Here is a 21,724-nt window from a genome sequence, read left to right as displayed (position 1 = left end):
CATGCCCCGCCTCGCGGCGCTCCGCGACCACGGCACCGGGGCACGCCTGGACACCGTGCTGCCCGCGGTCACCTGCTCGGTGCAGTCCACGCTGCTGACCGGGCGACCGCCCGCGGACCACGGAGTCGTCGGCAACGGCTGGTACTTCCGCGAACTGGGCGAGGTGCTGCTGTGGCGGCAGCACAACCGGCTCGTCGGCGGGGAGAAGCTGTGGCAGGCGGCCCGCGCGCTGCGGCCCGGGTACACCGTCGCCAACGTCTGCTGGTGGTACGCCATGGGCGCCGACGTCGACTGGACCGTGACCCCGAGGCCGGTCTACTACGCCGACGGCCGCAAGGAGCCCGACTGCTACACCCACCCGGCCTCCCTCCACGAGGAGCTGACCGGACGGCTCGGGCGTTTCCCGCTCTTCCACTACTGGGGCCCCACGGCGGACATCGTCTCCTCCCGCTGGATCGTCGGCGCCGCCCGCCACCTGCAGCGCACCCACCGGCCCGACCTGAACCTCGTCTACGTGCCGCACCTCGACTACGACCTCCAGCGGTACGGGCCGCACAGCCGCCGGGCCCGCCGTGCCGCCGCCGAGCTGGACCGGACCCTGGCACCGCTGATCGACGAGGCGCGCCGCGACGGCGTCACCGTGGTGGTGCTGAGCGAGTACGGCATCACCCCCGTGAGCAGGCCGGTCCACGTCAACCGGGCGCTGCGGCGGGCCGGTCTGCTGGCCGTGCACACCCAGGACGGCATGGAGTACCTGGACCCGTGGACGTCCCGGGCCTTCGCCGTCGCCGACCACCAGGTGGCGCACGTCTACGTACGCGACCCGGCCGACCGGCCCCGCGTCGCCGAGCTGCTGCACGGCCTCGACGGGGTGGCCGAGGTGCTCGACGAGACCGGGAAGAAGGAGTACGGCCTCGACCACGAGCGGGCCGGCGAACTCGTCGCGGTCGCCGCGCCCGAGGCCTGGTTCACCTACTACTACTGGCTGGACGACGCCCGGGCCCCGGACTTCGCCCGCACCGTGGAGATCCACCGCAAGCCCGGCTACGACCCGGCCGAGCTGAACTTCGACCACGACGACCCGACGGCCAGGATCCGGGCGGCGGCTGCTCTGGCCCGCAAGAAGCTCGGCCTGCGCTACACCATGAACGTGATCTCCCTGGACCCCTCCCGGGTGCGCGGCAGCCACGGGCGGCTGCCCGCCGATCCCCGCGACGCCCCCGTGCTGCTCGTCTCCGACCCGCGGGCCCGGGTTCCGGACGCCGTCGCCGCGACGGAGGTCAAGCAGCTGCTCCTCGACCTGGCCGAGCTGAGGGACTGACCCGGACCCACTTCCGCCCGGAAACACCCCGCGGCGGGATTTCCGCTCATGCTCACTCGATACGCGGCCGATAACACGGCGCCATAGCGTCCCGAGTGCACACAAAAGGACTGTGGACGGAGGCTCTGACAATGGCTGCGAACGCCGCTCGGTCGGCGCCGCGTTACGACGTGACGCTGGATCAGTCGGACGCGGAAATGACCGAGGAAATAGCCTGGAAGCTCGCCACACAGGCGACAGGACGCCCCGACGACGCCGAATGGGTGGAAGCCGCCAGGAATTCCTGGCACGAATTGCCGGTGGCCCTGCGCAGGGCCCTTTCCGGATTCCGCCGTGATTCGGGCCCCGGCGGCGCGATGGTCCTGCGTGGACTGCCCGTCGATTCCATGGGACTGCCGTCGACCCCGAGTGTCAACGGCTCCGTGCAGCGTGAGCCCTCGCTGGGCGCCGCCGTCCTGCTGATGATCGCCTGCGGACTGGGTGACCCCGGCGCGTTCCGGCCGGAGAAGGGCGGGGCACTCGTCCAGGACGTCGTACCCGTCCCGGGCATGGAGGAGTTCCAGGGCAACGCCGGCTCGACGCTGCTCACGTTCCACAACGAGAACGCCTTCCACGAACACCGCCCCGACTTCGTGATGCTGCTGTGCCTGAGGGCCGACCCCACGGGCCGGGCGGGGCTGCGCACCGCCTGCGTCCGCCAGGTGCTGCCGCTGCTCTCCGACCGGTGTCTCGACGCCCTGTGGGCTCCGGAGTTCATCACCGCGCCCCCGCCTTCCTTCCACCTGGACGGGTCCCAGGAGCCGCCCGGTCCGGTACTCCTCGGCGACCCGTCGGACCCCGACATCCGGGTCGACCTGGCGGCCACCGAGCCGGTCACCGAACGCGCCGCCGAGGCCCTGCGGGAGTTGCAGGCCCGCTTCGACGCTACCGCGGCCACCCACCGCCTGGTCCCGGGCGAGCTGGCCATCGTCGACAACCGCGTCACCGTCCACGGCCGCACCGAGTTCACCCCCCGCTACGACGGCACCGACCGCTGGCTGCAGCGCACCTTCGTGATGACCGACCTGCGCCGCTCCCGCGCGATGCGCCCGGCCGACGGCTACGTACTCGGAGACGCGCCGCAGACCGCCTGACCGGCGAAGCCCCAGCAGTGAAACAGGAGTAGGAGTCCGATGACGAGTACGCAGACCAGGGAGCGACCGCCCACCCCGGGTGCCGGGGCCGAGAAGGCGCCGGAGCCCGGGCCGCCCGCCCGGCCGGCCCGGAAGGTCGGACTGCGCTCCCTGCTCCCGTATCTCCAGGGCTACTGGCCGACGCTGGGGATCGTGGCGGTGCTCTCCCTGGTGGTCACCCTCCTCACCCTCAGCCAGCCGGTGCTGACCCGGGACGTGCTGACCGACATCGAGGCGGACCGGCCGGTGGGCGGGCTGGTGGCCCTGCTCATCGGCGTCCTGGTCGTGGTGGCCGTGCTCGGCGGGGTCCGTGACTACCTGCTCCAGCGAGCCGCCGAGGGCCTCGTGCTGACCGCCCGCCGCCGGCTGGTGGCCCGGCTGCTCAGGCTGCCCATCGCCGAGTACGACCAGCGCCGCACGGGGGACATGCTCTCCCGTGTCGGCGCCGACACCACGATGCTGCGCGCGGTGGTCACCTCCGGCCTGTTCGACACCGTGACCAACGTCGTCATGGTCGGCGGCTCCGCGGTCATGATGTGCCTGATCGACCCCACCCTGTTCGCGGCCACGGCCCTCGGCCTCGGCCTCGGCGTCCTCGCGGTGGTCGGCCTCTCCCGAAGGGTGCGCGGCGCGTCCCGGCAGGCCCAGGACCGCATCGGCGAGATGACGTCCGCCGTCGAACGCGCGATCTCCGCGGTCCGCACGATCCGTGCCAGCGGCGCCGAGGAGCGCGAGGGGCACGCCGTCGACGGGTACGCCAAGCAGGCCTACGACGCGGGCATGCGCATCGCCCGGCTCCAGGCGATGATCAACCCGATCACGTCGACGACCATTCAGGTGGCCTTCCTCGTCGTCCTCGGCCTCGGCGGCGCCCGCGTGGCCAGCGGCGCCATCCAGGTCGGCGACATGGTCGCCTTCGTGCTGTTCCTGTTCATGCTCTGGTTCCCGCTCGGCCGCGCGCTGACCGCCTACTCCCGGCTCCAGTCGGGGCTCGGCGCCCTCCAGCGCATCGAGGAGATGGTGGACCTGCCGCAGGAGACCGACACCGCCGCCGGTGCCCCGCCGCCCGCGTCCGGCGGCGTGCTCTCGGTACGGGAACGGACCCGGCCCGGCCCGGACGCCGGGACCGGGCCGCCGCACGCGATCGAGTTCGAGGGGGTCGGCTTCGGCTACGCCGGCGGCGACCCCGTCCTGCGGGACGTGTCCCTCGCCGTCCCCCGCGGTACCCGCACCGCGCTGGTCGGCCCCTCCGGAGCGGGCAAGTCCACCCTGCTGTCGCTGGTGGAACGGTTCTACGACGCCACCTCCGGTGTCGTACGGGTCGGCGGCACGGACGTACGCGATCTGCCCCGCCGCGAACTGCGCCGCCGCCTCGGCTACGTGGAGCAGTCGGCGCCGGTCCTCGCCGGCACCGTCCGCGACAACCTGTCGCTCGCCTCACCCGACGCCACCGACGAGGACATGCGGGAGGTGCTGCGCTCGGTCAACCTCCTGAGCGTCATCGAGCGGGCGCCGCTCGGTCTCGACACCCAGGTCGGCGAGGGCGGCGTCCTGCTGTCCGGTGGCGAGCGGCAGCGCCTCGCCCTGGCCCGTACCTTCCTGGCCGCGCCGCCGATCATGCTGCTCGACGAGGCGACCAGCAACCTCGACGCCCGCAACGAGGCCCTCATGCGGCATGCCATCGGCGCGGTCAGCGCCGACCGTACGCTGCTCGTGGTCGCCCACCGGCTCTCCACCGTCGTGGACAGCGACCAGATCGTCGTCCTCGAGCACGGTGAGGTCGTCGCCGCGGGCCGGCACGAGGAACTGACCGGCAGCAGCCCGCTCTACCGTGAGCTCGCCAGCCACCAGCTGCTCATCCGGTAGGCCGCACCCACAGCGTCGGCCACCGCGTCACCCACACCCCGAACGGGCCTCCCGGTGTACAGCCGGGAGGCCCGTTCGGGGTGTGCGCCGTGCTCCGCGCCGGCCGGTCAGCCGTCCGTCGCCAGGCACTGCCCGACGCGGTGCCGGGTCAGCTCCCACGCCGCGTCGAGCCGTACCGCACGGGCCCGCGACGCGTCGTCCGTGAACCGCTGGTGGGCGCGCCGCTCGCGGTACAGCAGCAGCGTCAGGTTCAGCAGGAAGGGCATCATCCCGTCCCGTGCGTCGGCGCGCTCCGCCACCTCCACCTCGATCCGCGCCCGGGCCCCGGGGACGTCGCCCAGGAGCATCCACAGCTGGGCCAGGTCGAGGCAGGGCAGGTACAGGGCGCTGCTCGCCCAGTCGATCAGGACCTGCCGGCCCCGGCTGCGGACCACGTTGGCGAGCACCAGGTCACCGTGCCCGAACTCCCGCGGCGGGCCGGACAGGTCGAGGAGCCTGAGGAGTGCCGCCCAGTGGGCGTCGTCGAGCACGCCCTGCGCGTGCACTCCGTCCAGCATGCGCCGGTAGTCCACCGCCCAGGCCCGGGCGGCGTCCGGCTGCCAGTGCCGCAGCCGCTCCACGGCGTCCAGCACCCCGGTCAGGTCCTCGTGGGAGACGGGGGTGGCGGGGAACCGGTCCGGCGCCAGCACCTCGCCCGGCAGCCGCTCCATGACGAGTACCGCGCGCTCCTTGTCGGAGGCGAAACGCCGCGGCACCGGCACCGGCGGGGGCACCGTGTCGAACAGGTCGTACGTGTCGATCTCGCGGAGGCACTGGCGGCGCCAGTCGGGCGTGCGCACCTTGGCCAGCACGTCGACGCCGTCCAGTGAGCCGCCGACCACCAGCGAGGTGCGGCTGCGGTAGACGACCTCACCGGGGGCGAAGCCGGGGCACACCTCCAGGGCCAGCGCGAGCAGTTCGTGGTCGGCGGGCGTGGGACGCCCGGACTCGGTCTTCAACGACGCCCCCTTCACCGGCGCAGGAATTCGACGAGGCTCTTGTTCACCGCGTCCGGTGACTCCAGATAGCCGTAGTGCCCGCAGTCGGGTACGACCTCGTACTCGGCGCCGGGGATCGCGTCGGCCACCTCCCGGCCCAGGTGGGGCGGGGCGATCAGGTCGTCCTGGAAGGCGATGACCCGGGTGGCGGCCCGGATGCCGCGGTAGGCCGCACGCCGGTCCGGCATGATGCCCACCCCGAGCTGGGCCCGGTGCCCCGCCCCGGAGGCCCGGGTCAGTTCCAGCACGTCGAGCCAGTCGCGGGCCAGCCCGTCGTCGTCGAGGGTGCGGGGGGAGAGGTTCTGCATGGCCTGCACGACCGCCTCGTAGGCGGCGGGCAGCCGTACGCCCCCGTCGTACAGCTCCATCTCCGCGCGGCTCAGCGCGTCGCGCAGCGTGTCCGGGCGGGCCCGGGTCGCCATCAGGACCAGCCGGTCCACGAGGTCGGGCCGGGCCAGGGCCAGCTCCTGGGCGATGTGCGCGCCCATCGAGATCCCGGCCACCGGGCAGGGCCCGAGGCGCAGCGCCTCGATGAGGGCCGCGGTGTCGGCGACCAGGTCGTCGATGCCGAAGCCGGCGGGGCACTCGTCACTCGGGGCGATGCCCCGGTTGTCGAAGCTGATCACCCGGTGGCCGGCGGCGACGAGGGCCGGCACCTGGTGCAGGTGCCAGGCCCGGCCACTGCCGCCCGAGCCCATGACCAGCACAACGGCGGGCGCGGAGGACTCACCCCCGGGCGGTGCGCTGTCGTAGTAGTTGATCCTGATGTCGTTGACGGTGATCACGGGCATGGCGTCAGGCGACCTCGGGCGAGGGGTTCATGGCGGTGACTCCTTCGGTCGGAGGATGTTCGGAAACCGTGGGGCCGGCGTCCCGGCCCAGTCGTTCGGCGAGGGCCCGCCCGATGACGGCGAGCGCGGCGTCGGACTGCACCAGCCCGAGGTGGTCGGCGTCGACACCGACCCGGTCGATGCGGCCCGTCACGTGCGGGCGCCACGACTCGGCGCCGCGGCGGGCGAGCTTGCCGGCGTCGCCCCGCTCGGCCGCCAGGACCAGCACGTCACCGTCGTAGGTGCCCGGGGTGTGGCCGCGCATCAGACCCGCGTTGTTCATGAACACCTTCAAAACCGCGGCCAGTTCGGCGTCGTCCAGGCGGCCCATCGGGTCGCCGCCCGCGTTGAGGAAGGCCCGGTAGCGGGCCGTGGGGAAGCTGCCGTCGGTGAGTTCCTCCTCGGTGACGTCGAACCCGGCGTCGCGCAGGTTGTGCGCGAACACTTCGGCCAGGGGCGCTTCCTCGCCCGTGCTCGCGCGGCGCGGATAGGCGTCGAGGAACGCGAGGAGTTCCACCTGCTGCCCGCGGGCGCGCAGTTCACCCGCCATGGCGAAGGCCACGTTGCCGCCGAGTGACCAGCCGAGCAGCCGGTACGGCCCCTCGGGCTGCGCCCGCTGGACCAGGTCGGCGTAATCGGCGGCCATCTCCTCCAGCGTGGCGGGCAGCGGCCCGTCGCCGTCGAGGCCGGCGGCCTGGATCCCGTACACCGGGACACCGGCCGGCAGATGGCGCACCAGGCCCGAGTAGCACCAGCTCATGCCGGAACCGGGGTGGACGCAGAACACCGGCCGCCGGGAGCCGGAGGCCCGCAGCGGAAGGAGGCGCTCCATCGGTTCCCGGCCGCCGCGGGCCGCGAGCCGCACCGCGAGGTCGGCGACCGTCGGGGCGGCGAACAGGTCGCGCACGCCCAGCTCCGCGCCCAGTTCGGCGCGGATCCGCTCCACGAGCCGGATCGCGAGCAGCGAGTGCCCGCCCAGGTCGAAGAAGCCGTCGTCGAGACCGACCAGGTCCAGGTCCAGCACCTCGGCGAAGAGCCGGCACAGGGCCTCCTCGCGCGGGGTGCGCGGGGAGCGCCCCTCGGCGGTCCGGTACTCGGGAGCGGGCAGCGCGCGGTGGTCCAGTTTGCCGTTCACGGTGAGCGGCAGCGCGTCCAGGACGACGAGGGCGGCGGGCACCATGTACTCGGGGAGCGTGCCGCGCAGCTGTTGCCGCAGTGCGGCCGGGTCCACGGCGGCACCGGCGGCCGGCACGACGTAGGCGACCAGGCGGCGGTCGCCGGGCGTGTCCTCACGGACCAGCACGGCGGCCTGCCCGACCTCCGGCCGGCGCGTCACCACGGCCTCGATCTCGGCCGGTTCGACGCGCATGCCGCGCAGCTTGATCTGGGTGTCCGTGCGGCCCAGGTACTCCAGGGCGCCGTCCGCGTTCCAGCGGACCAGGTCGCCGGTGCGGTACATCAGTTCCCCCGCGGGGCCGTACGGGCACGCCACGAAGCGGCTCGCGGTCAGGGACGGCCGGCCCAGGTAGCCGCGCGCCAGGCCGGGTCCGCGCACGTACAGCTCGCCGGGCACGCCCGGCGGGACCGGCTGGAGGGCGCCGTCCAGGACGTATCCGGCGGTGTCGGCGATGGGGCGGCCGATCGGCGGCACGACCGGTCCCGCCAGCGGTCCGCTCATGGTGGCGCAGACCGTCGTCTCCGTCGGGCCGTACGAGTTGCGCATCAGCCGCCCGGCGGACCAGCGTTCGACCAGTTCCGGAGGGCAGCTCTCGGCGGCGACGACCAGCGTCGTCCCGGCGGGCAGCGCCCCCTCGGGGATCAGCTGGAGCACCGCGGGGGTGATCGCCGCGTGGGTGACCGAGTGGCGTACCGCGAGCTCCGCGAGGGCGGGCCCCGGTACGGTGCCGGGCTCGGCGACGATTAGGGCCGACCCGGTCAGCAGCCCCATCGCCAGTTCCCAGAACCCGCCGTCGAAGGCGGGGGACAGGTGGTGCAGGACGCGGCTGCCGGGCACCACCCCGAGCTGCGAGGTGAAGATGTCGAGCAGGGCGGGCAGGCCGGAGTGCGTCACGGTCACGCCCTTGGGGCGGCCGGTCGTCCCGGAGGTGTAGATGACGTACGCGGGATGGAGCGGCAGCAGCGGCGCGAGGCGGTCGGCGTCGGTCACGTCCGCCGGGTCCTGGCCGGCCGCGGGCTCCTCGTCCAGCAGCAGCCGGGGCACCGCGGTCTGCGGGAGCCCGGCGGCGACCTCGGCGGTGGTGAGCAGCGCGACCGGTGCCGCGTCGTCGAGCGTGCCGCCGATCCGCTCGGCGGGGTGGGCCGGGTCGAGCGGCAGGTAGGCGGCGCCCGCCTTGGCCACCGCCAGGATGGCGACGGCCAGCTCCACGGAGCGGGGCAGGGCCAGCGCGACGAGGCGTTCGGGCCCCGCGCCCCGCGTCACCAGCAGCCGGGCCAGCCGGTTGGCGCGGGCGTTGAGCTCCGCGTAACTCAGCGACTGGTCGCGGAAGACGACCGCCTCGGCGCCGGGGCGCTCCCGTACGTGCCGTTCGAACAGGCCGGGCAGGGTGGCCGGGGCGAGGCCCCTGGCCGTCCCGTTCCACTCCTCGACGACGCGGTGCCGCTCCCGCGGCCCGAGGACGTCGATCCGGCTCAGCGGCCGGTCGGGATGGGCGGCCGAGTCGGCGAGCACCCGCACGAAACGGTCCACCAGCGCTTGCGCGGTGCGGTGGTCGAACAGGTCGGTCCGGTAGTCGAGCACCCCCGCGACCCCGGCGGGGGCGTTGTCGGCGGCCCGGCGCTCCGTCACCGAGAACCCGAGGTCGACCTTGGCGGCCGTCGCCGCCGAACCGCCCACGCCGCTCACGACCAGGCCGCCCGGCATCGAGGGCGCCTGCTCCGCGTCGGCGGACTGCGGGGCGGCGCCGCGCAGCGCCAGCACCACCTGGAAGAGGGGGTGGTGGGCGAGTGAGCGGGTGGGGTTGAGGGCTTCGACGAGGCGTTCGAAGGGGAGGTCTTGGTGGGTGTAGGCGGTGAGGTCGGTGTCGCGTACGCGGGTGAGGAGTTCGCGGAAGGTGGGGTTGCCGCTGGTGTCGGTGCGCAGGACGAGGGTGTTGACGAAGAAGCCGATGAGGTGGTCGGTGGCGTCGTCGGTGCGTCCGGCGATGGGGGTGCCGATGGGGATGTCTTCGCCGGCTCCGTGTCGGGTGAGGAGGGTGGCGAGGGCGGCTTGGAGCACCATGAAGGTGGTGGTGTTGGTGGTGCGGGCGAGATCGGTGAGTTGGGTGTGGAGTTCGGTGGGGATGGTGAAGGTGATGCGGTCGCCGGTGTGGTCGGTGGTGGCGGGGCGGGGTCGGTCGGTGGGGAGGTCGAGCTGCTCGGGCAGCCCGGCCAGCTGCTGCTTCCAGTAGGCGAGTTGTCTGCCGGCCGCGCTGTCGGCGTCGGTGTCGTCGCCGAGTACCTCGCGCTGCCACAGGGCGTAGTCGGCGTACTGGACGGGCAGTGGCTGCCAGTCGGGTGCGTGGCCGGTGGTGCGTGCGGTGTAGGCGGTGGTGAGGTCGTGGGCGAGGGGGGTGCGGGACCAGGCGTCGCTGGCGATGTGGTGGACGAGCAGCAGCAGGACGTGCTCCCGCTCGGACAGACGCAGCAGGCGGGCGCGTACGGGGATCTCGGCGCCCAGGTCGAAGGAGTGGCGGGCCGCCCGGGCGAGATCGGCCTCGTACCCGGCCTCGGTGGACTCGGCCGTCTCGAAGACGAACCGGACCTCCTCGGGGCGGTGCACCACCTGCCGGGCCCCGTGCTCGTCCTCGGCGAACGTCGTCCGCAGGCTCTCGTGACGCGCGATCACGTCCAGCAGCGCCTCGCGCAGTGCCTCCCGGTCGAGGGAGCCGGTGAGGCGCAGCGCGGTCGGGATGTTGTAGGTGGGGCTCGGGCCCTCGAGCCGGTGGAGGAACCACAGGCGCTGCTGGGCGTAGGAGAGGGGTACGCGGTCCGGACGGGGGCGCGCGGTGAGCGCGGTGCGGGCCCGGCCCGCCCGGTCGAGCACCCCGGCGAGCGCGGCGACCGTCGGCGCCTCGAAGAACTGCCGGATGGACAGTTCGGCGCCCAGCGTGGTGCGCACCCGGCTGACCAGGCGGGTGGCGAGCAGGGAGTGCCCGCCGAGGTCGAAGAAGTCGTCGTCGACGGTGACCCGCGGCAGCGACAGGACCTCCGCGTAGAGATCGCAGAGGATCTCCTCGCGGGGGGTGCGCGGCGCCCGCCCGGCGGTCCGGCCGGTGTAGGAGGGGACGGGCAGCGCCGCGCGGTCCAGCTTGCCGTTCGGGCTCAACGGCAGGGCGTCCAGCGTGACGAACGCCGACGGCATCATGTAGTCGGGCAGTGAGCGGGCCAGTCCGGCGTGCGCCGCGGCCTCGTCCCACCCTTCGCCGTCCGGGACGACGTAGGCGACGAGGCGCTGGTCGCCGGGCTGGTCCTCGCGCAGGACCACCGCGGCCTGGCGGACGCCGGGCCGGGACGCGACGGCGGCCTCGATCTCACCCAGTTCGATGCGGTAGCCGCGCAGCTTCACCTGGCGGTCCGCGCGTCCCGCGAAGACCAGCTCGCCCGCGTCGTTCCAGTGCGCGACGTCGCCCGTGCGGTACATGCGGCTGCCCGGTGCGCCGAACGGATCGGCCGTGAACCGCTCGGCGGTCAGCCCGCCGCGGCCCAGATAGCCCCGCGCCAGCTGCACGCCCGCCAGATATACCTCACCGTCGAGGCCGGGGGCGACCGGCCGCAGCGCCGCGTCGAGGACGTACACCCGCACCCCTTCGTGCGGGGTGCCGATCGGCACGGGGCCCGGCGGTACCGCGGTGTCCGGGCCGATCCAGTGCTCCAGACAGTGTCCCGTGGCCTCGGTGGGACCGTAGACGTTCACCACCGTCACGTCCGGCATGCTCGCGCGCCACGGCGCGAGGATCTCTCCGCGCAGCTCCTCACCGCCCAGTGTGAGGGTGCCCGACGGGGAGACGTCCCGGGGCATGGTGGCGAGCAGCGCCAGGTGGGACGGGGTGCCCTTCATGAAGGTGGCCCGGCGGAAACCGGGCTCGGACACGGCCGTCCCGGCGAGGTCGGGCAGCTCCGCCAGGCGCACGCAGCCACCACTGATCAGCGGGGCGTGCAGGGAGCCGACGCTCTGGTCGAAGGACGCCGACGCCTGCATCACGGACAGGCCCGAGATGTCCGGTGCCTGGGAGGAACGGCAGTGCCGGACGAACGCCGACAGCGCCCGGTGCTCGGTGACGACGCCCTTGGGGCGGCCCGTCGTGCCCGACGTGTAGATGACGTACGCCGGGTGGCCCGGCAGCAGCGGGCCGCCGCGGTCCGCGTCCACGAGGGCGGTCCCGGAGTGCCTGCCCAGCGAGGTTCCGGTCCCCGGGTCGTCCATGACGAACGTCAGCGGCCCGCAGCACTCCTCACGGACCCGGGCGTCCACGTCGGACGTGGTCAGGACCAGCACGGGGTCGGAGTCCTCGATCATGTACCTGATGCGGTCCGGCGGGTAGTCCGGGTCGATCGGCACGTAGACGCCGCCCGCCTTGAGCACCGCGAGCATGCCGACCACCAGGTGGGTGCGGCGCGGCACGGCGACCGCCACGGGCCGCTCCGGGCCGACGCCCAGCTCGACCAGGCGCCTGGCGAGCCGGTTGGCGGCCGCGTCGAGTTCGGCGTAGGTCAGCCGCCCGTCGGGGGCGATCAGTGCCGTCTTGCCGGGGGTGCGCCCCACCTGCTCCTCGAACAGGTCGGTGAACCGCTCGGCGGGCCGCATGTCGTCCGAGCCGCTCCACTTCTCCAGGACGGTGCTCCGCACCTCCGGGTCCAGGAGGGCCACCGCGCCCACCCGGGTGTCCGGGCTGTCCAGGATCGTCCGCAGGGCCCGGCGGAACGCGGCGATCACCGCCTCGACCTGCTCGGCACCGAAGACCTGGGGCAGGTAACCGAGCGAGAACCGCAGGGTCTCCCGGGGCAGGGCGAGCAGCCCCAGCGGGTAGTGCATCTGGTCCTTCGAGTGGACCTTCAGGACCGTGGGGAGGTCGGCGTCGGGCGCGGCGCCGGGCGGCCGGCCGCGGCTGGAGTTGAGCGGGTAGTTCTCGAACACCATGGCCGTGTCGAACAGCTCGCCGGTCCCGGCCCAGCGCTGGATCTCCGCGAGCCCCACCCACTGGTGGTCGATCAGCCGCGCCTGCTCACCCTGTACCCGGCGCAGGAAGCCGGACAGCGACTCGGCGGGCCGCAGCCGGACGCGCAGCGGCAGGGTGTTCATGAAGAGACCGACCATCGTGTCGACGCCGGGCAGCTCCGGCGGACGGCCGCTGACCGTCACGCCGCACACCACGTCGTCCCGGCCCGTCAGGTGCGACAGGACCAGCGCCCAGGCGCCCTGGATCACCGTGTTCACCGTCAGCCCGTTCGACCGGGCGAACCGGGTGAGCGCGGCGCTCGCCGCCTCGTCCTCGGAGAAGTCGATCCGCTCGGGCGCCGCGGTGAGCGCCCCCCGGTCCGGCGCGACGATGCTCGGGGTGTCGAACCCGGCGAACGCCTCCGTCCACGCCTGCCGGGCGGCGTCCCGGTCGCGGGAGGCGAGCCAGCCCAGGTAGTCGCGGTACGGGCGCACCCGGGGCAGGGCCGTCCCGTCCCCGTGGACCGTGTACAGCGTCATCAGTTCACGCAGTAGCACCGGCATGGACCAGCCGTCCACCAGAATGTGATGGAGCGTCAGCAGCAGGCGGTGGCGGCCCGGGCCGAGCCGGACCAGGGTGAAACGGATCAGCGGCGGCCGGGACAGGTCGAACCGTGTCCAGCGGTCCCGCTCGGCGACCAGTTCCGCCGCCGCCTCCCGTTCCGCCTCCGGCACGGCCCCGAGGTCCTCCTCGGCCCACGGCAGGGCGACCCGGCGGGGGATGAGCTGCACCGGACGCTTGAGCCCTTCGTGACGGAAGGCGGCGCGCAGGTTGGCGTGCCGCTCCAGCAGCGCCTCACCGGCCCGGCGCAGCCGGTCCGGGTCCGTGTTCCCCTCCAGCTCGATGAAGACCTGGACGTTGTAGGCGTCCAGCTCCTCGTCGTCGAAGAGGTTGTGGAACAGCATCCCCTCCTGGAGCGGGGACAGCGGCAGGATGTCTTCCAAGCCGGACTTGGCCATCAGAGGGAACCCCATTCGCTCTCGAGTCGGGTGATGTCGTCCTCGCTGAGCGAGGTGAGGGAGACGTCCGAGGGGGTCAGACCGCTCGCCTCGGGCCGGCCGGCGTGTTCGACCATGGCCTTCAGGGCCCGGAACCAGCCCTCGCCGAGGCGGCGCACCTCGTCCCCGGAGAGCACGGCGCTCGCGTACGTCCAGACGCTGTGCAGCCTGGGGCCCTGTCCGGTGTCGTGGGCGCCCGCGACCAGTTCGACGGGATGCGCGAGCGGCGTGTCCGGATGCTGGCCCGCGACGCCCCGCCCGAGCACGCTCCACGGCTCGGGCCCGGACCCGCCGTCGGCGGCGCGCCCGCCGGTGTACCGGCCCAGGTAGTTGAACCCGAAGGCGGGTGCCGGGAGGCCGGCGAACCGTTCCCGGGTGCGCGGGTTGAGGTAGCGGAGCAGGCCGTAGCCGACCCCGTCGCGCGGTACGGCGCGCAGTTGCTCCTTCACCCGCTTCAGGGCCCGCCCCGCGGCGGCCCCGCCGTCCCACACGTCTGCCCAGTCGTCGACCTCCGGGCGCAGCGAGACCGGGTGCATCGCCGTGAACCAGCCGGTGGTGCGGGTGAGGTCGGCGCCCGGCACGAGGTGCTCGTGGCGGCCGTGGCTCTCCAGGTCCACCGTGACGGGCGCCCCGGCTTGGCGGCCCCGGGTGCGCCGCCAGTCGGCGACGGCCAGTGCGAACGCGGTGAGCAGCAGGTCGTTGATCTCGGCGTGGAACACCCCGGGGACCCAGGTGAGGAGGGCGTCGGTGGTGTCCGCGTCGAGGTCGAGCACGACCTGGCCGGACCGTGCGTGGGTGTCGCGCGCCGGGTCGACGGACAGCTCGGCGGCCGGGCGGACCGCGGTCAGCCAGTGGTCCGCCTCGGCCTCGGTGGCGGCGGAGCCGGCGAGGTCCCGCAGGGCCCCGGCCCACCGGCGCCAGCTGGTGCCGGCCGGGCTGAGCGGGCGGCCCTCGTAGGCCGCGGCCAGGTCGGGCACGAGCAGCCGCCAGCTGACGGCGTCCACGGCCAGGTGGTGGGCGACCAGGACCAGCAGCCCCGGCCGTTGCGGCCCGCGGTCGATCCGGCGGGCCAGCAGCACCCGGCCGGCGGCCGGGTCGAGCCGGTCGCGTACGGCGGCGGCCGCCTCGGCCACCAGGGCGTGCAGCCCGGCGTCGTCGACGTCCGGCGCACTGTGGTGGGTGAGCAGCCCGGCGGCGTCCAGGGTGCCCGGCTCGGGCACGGACATGGACCAGTCGTCGTCGACCCGCAGGCGCAGCGAGTCGTGCCGGTCGACGACGGCCTGCAGGGCGGCCACCAGCCGCTCCTCGTCGAGATCCGCGGGCACGGACACCACCACCGACTGGTTGAACGGCGGGATGGGCCCGCCCAGTCCGGCGAACCACCGCATGATCGGGGTGGCGGGCACCGGCCCGCTCGCCGACTCCTCCTCGGTCGGCACGGCGTCCGGGCCCGGCTCCTCCGCCTCGCCCAGCGCCTCGGCGATCCGCGCGACGCTCTGGTGCTCGAAGACGTCCCGCACGGAGAGCGCCAGGCCCTGCGAGCGGGCCCGGCTGACCAGCTGGATGGACAGGATGCTGTCGCCGCCGAGATCGAAGAAGCCGTCGTCGACGCCGATGCTCTCCAGCCCCAGCGCCTCCGCGAACAGCGTGCACAGCAGTTCCTCGCGCGGTGTGGTCGCAGCGCGGCCCGTGCCGGCCGCCGCGTAGTCCGGCGCGGGCAGCCGCCCCCGGTCCAGCTTGCCGTTGGCCGTCAGCGGCAGCTCCGCCAGACGCACGAACGCCGACGGCACCATGTAGTCGGGCAGCGCGTCCCGCAGATGCTCCCGCAGGTCCTCGTCGGCCGGCACTGGACCGGTACCGGCCACCACGTACGCGACCAGGCGCCGGTCCCCCGGCCGGTCCTCGCGCACGACCGCCACCGCCTCCGGCACCCCGGGGTGCCGCGACAGCGCGGACTCGACCTCGCCCAGCTCCACCCGGAAGCCGCGGATCTTCACCTGGTCGTCGACCCGGCTGACGAACTCCAGGTCGCCCCGCCGGTTCCAGCGCACGATGTCACCGGTGCGGTACATCCGCTCACCCGGCTCCCCGAAGGGGTTGGCGACGAACCGGGAGGCACTCTGCCCCGGCCGGTTGAGGTAGCCGCGCGCCAACTGGACCCCGGACACGTACAGCTCGCCCGGCACACCGGCCGGTACGGGCTGGAGGTACGCGTCGAGGACCAGCATCCGGGTGTTGGGGAACGGGCGGCCGATGGTCAGCACCCCGTCCGCGAGGTCGTCCGGCGCCTCGACCCGCCAGGTGGTGCAGCCGACGATGGTCTCGGTCGGGCCGTACTCGTTGAGCACCCGCGCCCCCGGATGCGCCGCGAGCAGCGCCCGCACCGCACGACCGGTCAGCGACTCGCCGCCGAGGACGAGCTCCCCGCCCGGCACACACACCCCGGGCAGCCCGGTGATCAGCGGCAGATGGCTCGGCGTCGCCTTCAGGAACGTCATCTGCGGCAGGTCCGCGGGAACCTCGCCGTTCAGCGACCGCTCGTGCAGCTCCTCCAGGTCCGCGAGGTGCACGCAGCCTCCGTTCAGCAGCGGCGCGAACAGACCCGTGACCGTCAGGTCGAAGGAGAGCGGCGAGTGCAGCAGGGTGTCGCCCGCCACCCCCGGATACAGCTCCGCCGACACCGCCAGGTAGTTGAGCACCGGCTGGTGCTCGACGAGCACCCCCTTCGGGCGGCCCGTCGACCCCGACGTGTAGATGATGTACGCCGCGTTCCACGGGGACAGCGGCTGCGTCCGGTCCTCGTCCGTCAGATCGTGCGCGGGCTGCACGGCGAGCCGCCCGGTCACGTCCGGGTCGTCCAGCAGCAGCCGGGGCAGCTCCGCGGGGAAGACGCCGTCCGGGACCGCCGACGTGGTCAGCGCGCAGACCGGGGCCGCGTCCTCCATCATGGTGGCGATCCGCTCCCGCGGGCTGCCCGGGTCGGCCGGCAGATACGCGGCGCCCGTCTTCAGCACCGCGAGGACCGCCACCCCCATCTCCACCGACGGCGGCAGCGAGATCGCCACCACCTGCTCGGGGCCGGCCCCGGACTCCGCCAGGAGATGGGCGAGCCGGTTGGCGCGGGAGTTCAGCTCGGCGTAGGTCAGCGTCGTCCCGTCCGCCGAGAACGCCGGGCGCCGCGGCGTCCTCGCCACCTGCTCCTCGAACAGTTCGGGCAGCGTCCCCGGGCGCTGTGGACGCGCGGTGTCGTTCCACTCCTCCAGCAACTGCCGCCGCTCGGCCGGGTCCAGCAGGCCGATCCCGCCGATCGGCAGGTCCGGGTCCGCGGCGACCGAACCGAGCACGCCGAGCAGTCGCGAGATCACCGACTCCGCGGTCTCCCGGTCGAACAGCTCCGTGCGGTACTCCAGCGAACCCCGCATGCCCACCGGCGTGCCCGACTCGTCGTGCCGCTCACCGAGGGTGAGGGAGAGGTCGAACTTCGCCACTCCGGTGCCGGCCGTCATCCGGGTCGCGTTCCGGAGCGCGCCGTCCTCCGCGGACACCGGCGGCCCGGCCGGATCCGCCGCGCCCGCCGTGTTGTTGAACGTGATCATCACCTGGTACAGCGGGTGGTGCGAGAGGCTGCGCGCCGGGTTGAGCGCCTCCACCAGCCGCTCGAACGGCACGTCCTGGTGGGCGTACGCGGCCAGGTCGCCCTCCCGTACCCGGCCCAGCAGGTCGCGGAAGGTGGGATTGCCGCCGGTGTCGGTGCGCAGCACCAGCGTGTTGACGAAGAACCCGACGAGATCCTCGGTGGCGGCGTCGTTGCGTCCGGCGACCGCCGTGCCGATGGGAATGTCCTCGCCCGCCCCGAGCCGGGTCAGCAGCGCGGCGAACGCCGCCTGGGTCACCATGAACAGGCTGGTGTGCGTGGCCCGCGCCAGCTCCGTCAGCCGCGCGTGCAGTGCCGCCGGCACCGTGAACGGGATGCGGTCGCCGGTGTATCCGGCGGTGGCGGGCCGGGGCCGGTCGGTCGGCAGCTCCAGCTGCTCGGGCAGCCCGGCCAGCGCGTCCTTCCAGTACGCGAGCTGCCGCCCGGCCAGGCTCTCCGCGTCGGACTCGTCGCCCAGGACGTCGTGCTGCCACAGCGCGTAGTCGGCGTACTGCACCGGCAGCGGCTCCCAGCCCGGAGCCTCGCCCGCGCAGCGCGCCGTGTACGCGGCGGTGAGATCCCGGGCCAGCGGCCCCATCGACCATCCGTCGCTGGCGATGTGGTGGATCAGCAGCAGCAGTACGTGGTCGGTGTCGGACACCCGGAACAGCCGGGCCAGGAACGGGATGTCACTCGTCAGGTCGAAGGCGTGCCGGGCCGCCTCGGCCACCCGCTCCTCGACGTCCTCCTCGGCGACGTCGACGACGTCGAGGCGGTGGGCGGCCCGGTCGGCGGGCAGCACGATCTGTCGCGAACCCTCGTCGTCCGCCGCGAAGACGGTACGCAGGCTCTCGTGCCGGACCAGCACGTCGCCGATCGCCCGGTCCAGCGCCGCCGGATCCACCGGACCGGACAGCCGCAGCGCCGTGGGCACGTTGTACGTCGCCGACGGCCCCTCGAACTGGTGTAGGAACCACAGGCGTTGCTGCGCCGGGGACAGGGGGACACGCTCCGGGCGCGGCCGGGCCAGCAGCGGTGCCCGCGCGCCCGCCGCCCGGTCCAGGGCACCCGAGAGCCCGGCGATCGTCGGCGTCTCGAAGAACTGCCGCACGGACAGTTCGACCCCCAGCACCGACCTGATGCGGCTCACCAGCCGGCTCGCGAGCAGCGAATGCCCGCCCAGGTCGAAGAAGCCGTCGTCGATGCCGACCCGGGCGACGCCCAGCACGTCGGCGAAGAGCCCGCACAGCAGTTCCTCGCGCGGCCCGCGCGGCCCCCTGCCCGTCCCCGCCGACTCGCTGCCGTAGTCCGGCGCGGGCAGCGCCTTGCGGTCCAGTTTCCTGTTCGGCGTCAACGGCAGCGCGTCGAGCACGACGAACGCCGTCGGCACCATGAACTCCGGCAGCCGTCCGCGCAGCCGCTCCCGCACCTCCCGCACGTCCGGCGCCGCACCCGTCGCGACGACGTACGCCACCAGCCGACGGTCGCCGGGGCGGTCCTCGCGCACCGCCACCGCGCACTCCGCGACCGACGGATGGCGGGCCAGCTCCGCCTCGATCTCCCCGAGCTCGATACGGAACCCGCGCAGCTTGACCTGCTGGTCCACCCGGCTCAGATACCGCAGCGCCCCGTCGCGCCGCCGGCACACGAGGTCACCCGTGCGGTACATGCGCGCACCCGGCGGGCCGTACGGGTCGGCCGTGAAACGCTCCGAGGTCAGCCCGGGGCGCAGGTGATATCCCTGCGCCAGCTGCTCACCGGACAGGTAGAGCTCGCCCGGCACGCCCACGGGCACCGGCCGCAGCGCCGCGTCCAGTACGTACGCGGAGGTGTTGGCGACCGGCCGGCCGATCACGGGACCGGACTCGGCCACGTCGGCCGCCGTGGCCCAGATCGTCACCTCCGTCGGACCGTACAGATTGGTCACGGAACGGGCCCGGGCGGTGAGCGCGCGCGCCAGCTCGGACGGCAGCGCCTCGCCACCCACCAGCACGTGCACCCCGGCCAGCTCGTCCGCGGCCACGGCCGCCACGCCCTGCCACAGACTCGGCGTCGCCTGGACCATGGTGATCCGCGACGCGGACACGGCACGCAGCAACGCCTGCGGGTCCCTCGCGGTCTCCTCGTCGGCGAGCACCAGCACGGCGCCGTGCAGCAGCGGAAGGAAGATCTCCAGGCCCGCGATGTCGAAGCCCACCGTCGTGACGGCGAGCAGCCGGTCACCGGCTCCGGGCGCGAACCGACGGCCCATGTCGGCGAGGAAGTTCCCGAGCGCCTTGCGCGGCACCACCACGCCCTTGGGCCGCCCGGTGGAACCCGAGGTGTAGATCGTGTACGCCGGGTGCGCGCCGCAGACCGGCCCCCGCAGCTCGGCGGCGCCCAGACCGTCGTCCGCGTACTCCGCCAGGGCCGCTTCCGCGACCGGTTCGGTCAGCGTGAGGGCGGGCGCGGCGTCGTCGAGCATGTAGCCGACGCGGTCGGCCGGGTAACCCGGGTCGATCGGCAGGTACGCGGCACCGGACTTGAGGACCGCGAGCAGCGTGACCACCAGGTCGGGCGAGCGGGGCAGCGCCACCGCGACGAACCGTCCCGGCGCCGCGCCCCGCTCGACGAGGTACCGGGCGAGCCGGTTGGCCCTCGCGTCGAGCTCCGCGTAGGACAACCGCGCACCGGCGAACTCCACGGCCGTCGCCTCCGGCGACCGCTCCGCCCGCAGTTCGAAGAGCCGGACCACCGACTCACCGGGGGTTTCCTCGGCGGTGTCGTTCCACTCCTCCAGGACCAGCCGCCGCTCGGCCGCGTCCATGATCTCCAACTGGCCGACGGGCCGGTTGGGATGGGCCGCGGCCGCCGCGAGCAGCCGCACCAGACGGTCGGCCATGTCCTGCACGGTGGCACGGTCGAAGAGCGCCGTGCTGTACGTGACACTGCCGCTCATGCCCTCGCAGCCGGCATCGGCGCCGAAGCGCTCGGCCAGCGCGAACGACAGGTCGAAACGTGCCGAGACCGACTCCGAGGCCACCACTTCGGCCGACAGGCCGGCGAACCGCTCCGTCCTGCCCCCCTGCGTGTTGTGCAGGGTGAGCATCGTCTGGAAGAGGGGGTGGTGGGCGAGTGAGCGGGTGGGGTTGAGGGCTTCGACGAGGCGTTCGAAGGGGAGGTCTTGGTGGGTGTAGGCGGTGAGGTCGGTGTCGCGTACGCGGGTGAGGAGTTCGCGGAAGGTGGGGTTGCCGCTGGTGTCGGTGCGCAGGACGAGGGTGTTGACGAAGAAGCCGATGAGGTGGTCGGTGGCGTCGTCGGTGCGTCCGGCGATGGGGGTGCCGATGGGGATGTCTTCGCCGGCTCCGTGTCGGGTGAGGAGGGTGGCGAGGGCGGCTTGGAGCACCATGAAGGTGGTGGTGTTGGTGGTGCGGGCGAGTTCGGTGAGTTGGGTGTGGAGTTCGGTGGGGATGGTGAAGGTGATGCGGTCGCCGGTGTGGTCGGTGGTGGCGGGGCGGGGTCGGTCGGTGGGGAGGTCGAGCTGCTCGGGGAGCCCGGCCAGTTGCTCTTTCCAGTAGGCGAGTTGTCTGCCGGCCGCGCTGTCGGCGTCGGTGTCGTCGCCGAGTACCTCGCGCTGCCAGAGGGCGTAGTCGGCGTACTGGACGGTGAGCGGTGTCCACGCGGGTGCCTCGTCGCGGACGCGGGCCGCGTAGGCGGTGGTTAGGTCCTGGGCCAGGGGGGTGCGGGACCAGGCGTCGCTGGCGATGTGGTGGATGAGCAGCAGCAGGACGTGCTCGTCCTCCGAGATCCGGAACAGCGTCACCCGCACCGGGATGTCGGCCGTCAGGTCGAAGGGGTACGCGCTCGCCTCGGCCACCCGGGCCGGGACTTCCCCCTCCGCCACGTCGGCGACCGCGAACGGAGCCTTGGCGGCTTCCGCGGGCAGCACGATCTGGTGGGCGCCCTGTTCGTCCTCGGTGAAGACGGTGCGCAGGCTTTCGTGGCGGGCGACGAGGTCGTTGAGCGCCGCGTGCAGGGCGTCGTGGTGGAGGGCGCCGGTGAGGCGGAGGGCGGTGGGGATGTTGTAGGTGGGGGTGGGGCCTTCGAGCTGGTGGAGGAACCAGAGGCGTTGCTGGGCGTAGGAGAGGGGGATGCGTTCGGGGCGGGGCTTGGCGGTGAGCGCGGTGCGGACGGTGCCGGAGGTGTCGAGGGCGCCGGCGAGTCCCGCGACGGTGGGTGTCTCGAAGAGCTGTCGGATGGAGAGTTCGGCGCCCAGGGTGGTGCGGATGCGGCTGACGAGGCGGGTGGCGAGGAGTGAGTGTCCGCCGAGGCTGAAGAAGTCGTCGTCGATTCCCACGTCGCTGACCGCGAGAACCTCTGAGTAGAGGGTGCAGAGGATTTCTTCGCGGGGGGTGCGGGGGGTGCGGCCGGTGGGGGTGGTGGTGTAGGTGGGGGTGGGGAGGGCTTCGCGGTCGAGTTTGCCGTTGGGGGTGAGGGGGAGGGCGTCGAGGGTGATGAGGGCGCTGGGGACCATGTAGTCCGGGAGCCGGCGCCGGAGGGCGCTGGTCACGTCGGTTTCGTTGTAGTGGGTGGGGTTGGTGACGAGGTAGGCGGTGAGGCGTTGGTCGCCGGGGTGGTCTTCGCGTAGGAGGACGGTGGCTTGGTGGATGTG

The 21,724-nt window shown here is 73.6% G+C and carries 7 protein-coding genes; 3 read left to right on the top strand and 4 right to left on the bottom strand.

Going from position 1 to position 21,724, the window contains the following annotated elements:
* The first annotated feature begins 1 nt into the window (after window position 1).
* The 3 genes from ACZ4V1_RS15065 (at window position 2) to ACZ4V1_RS15055 (ending at window position 4,359) form a co-directional block, all read left to right on the top strand.
* Window positions 2-1,321: a nucleotide pyrophosphatase/phosphodiesterase family protein gene (locus tag ACZ4V1_RS15065; protein WP_468335670.1), complete on the top strand. Its 1,320-nt coding sequence runs from the start codon at window positions 2-4 to the stop codon at window positions 1,319-1,321.
* 131 nt (window positions 1,322-1,452) lie between these two features.
* Window positions 1,453-2,454 (top strand): TauD/TfdA family dioxygenase, encoded by a 1,002-nt coding sequence (locus ACZ4V1_RS15060; RefSeq protein ID WP_468334889.1) that lies wholly within the window; start codon window positions 1,453-1,455, stop codon window positions 2,452-2,454.
* Window positions 2,455-2,493: 39 nt separating this feature from the next.
* Window positions 2,494-4,359 carry an ABC transporter ATP-binding protein gene (locus ACZ4V1_RS15055; protein WP_468334886.1) on the top strand — a complete coding sequence of 622 codons (1,866 nt, stop codon included), beginning with the start codon at window positions 2,494-2,496 and terminating at the stop codon, window positions 4,357-4,359.
* 107 nt (window positions 4,360-4,466) lie between these two features.
* On the opposite strand, the gene hasP is transcribed toward ACZ4V1_RS15055, so the two are convergent.
* The 4 genes from hasP to ACZ4V1_RS15035 all read right to left on the bottom strand — a co-directional run.
* Window positions 4,467-5,357 carry a 3-hydroxyasparagine phosphotransferase gene (gene hasP / locus ACZ4V1_RS15050; protein WP_468334883.1) on the bottom strand — a complete coding sequence of 297 codons (891 nt, stop codon included), beginning with the start codon at window positions 5,355-5,357 and terminating at the stop codon, window positions 4,467-4,469.
* Window positions 5,358-5,368: 11 nt separating this feature from the next.
* Window positions 5,369-6,187 carry an alpha/beta fold hydrolase gene (locus ACZ4V1_RS15045; protein WP_468334880.1) on the bottom strand — a complete coding sequence of 273 codons (819 nt, stop codon included), beginning with the start codon at window positions 6,185-6,187 and terminating at the stop codon, window positions 5,369-5,371.
* 4 nt (window positions 6,188-6,191) lie between these two features.
* Complete coding sequence (locus tag ACZ4V1_RS15040) at window positions 6,192-13,400, bottom strand: amino acid adenylation domain-containing protein (protein WP_468334877.1); 7,209 nt, start codon at window positions 13,398-13,400, stop codon at window positions 6,192-6,194.
* Window positions 13,400-21,724 (bottom strand): amino acid adenylation domain-containing protein (locus ACZ4V1_RS15035; protein WP_468334874.1); only part of this gene is annotated, 8,325 nt, incomplete at its 5' end. The genes ACZ4V1_RS15035 and ACZ4V1_RS15040, both read right to left, overlap by 1 nt.

The organism is Streptomyces sp. NPDC028991 (genome assembly GCF_055564775.1).
The sequence above is the reverse complement of the archived record's forward strand: the minus strand, read 5'-3'. Positions and strand labels throughout refer to the sequence as shown.

What these genes read in the sequence shown, in the direction of transcription:
- ACZ4V1_RS15045 (WP_468334880.1), bottom strand. Translation starts at nt 6,187, where the DNA reads ATGCCCGTGATCACCGTCAACGACATCAGGATCAACTACTACGACAGC.
- ACZ4V1_RS15055 (WP_468334886.1), top strand. Translation starts at nt 2,494, where the DNA reads ATGACGAGTACGCAGACCAGGGAGCGACCGCCCACCCCGGGTGCCGGG.
- ACZ4V1_RS15060 (WP_468334889.1), top strand. Translation starts at nt 1,453, where the DNA reads ATGGCTGCGAACGCCGCTCGGTCGGCGCCGCGTTACGACGTGACGCTG.
- ACZ4V1_RS15040 (WP_468334877.1), bottom strand. Translation starts at nt 13,400, where the DNA reads ATGGCCAAGTCCGGCTTGGAAGACATCCTGCCGCTGTCCCCGCTCCAG.
- ACZ4V1_RS15065 (WP_468335670.1), top strand. Translation starts at nt 2, where the DNA reads ATGCCCCGCCTCGCGGCGCTCCGCGACCACGGCACCGGGGCACGCCTG.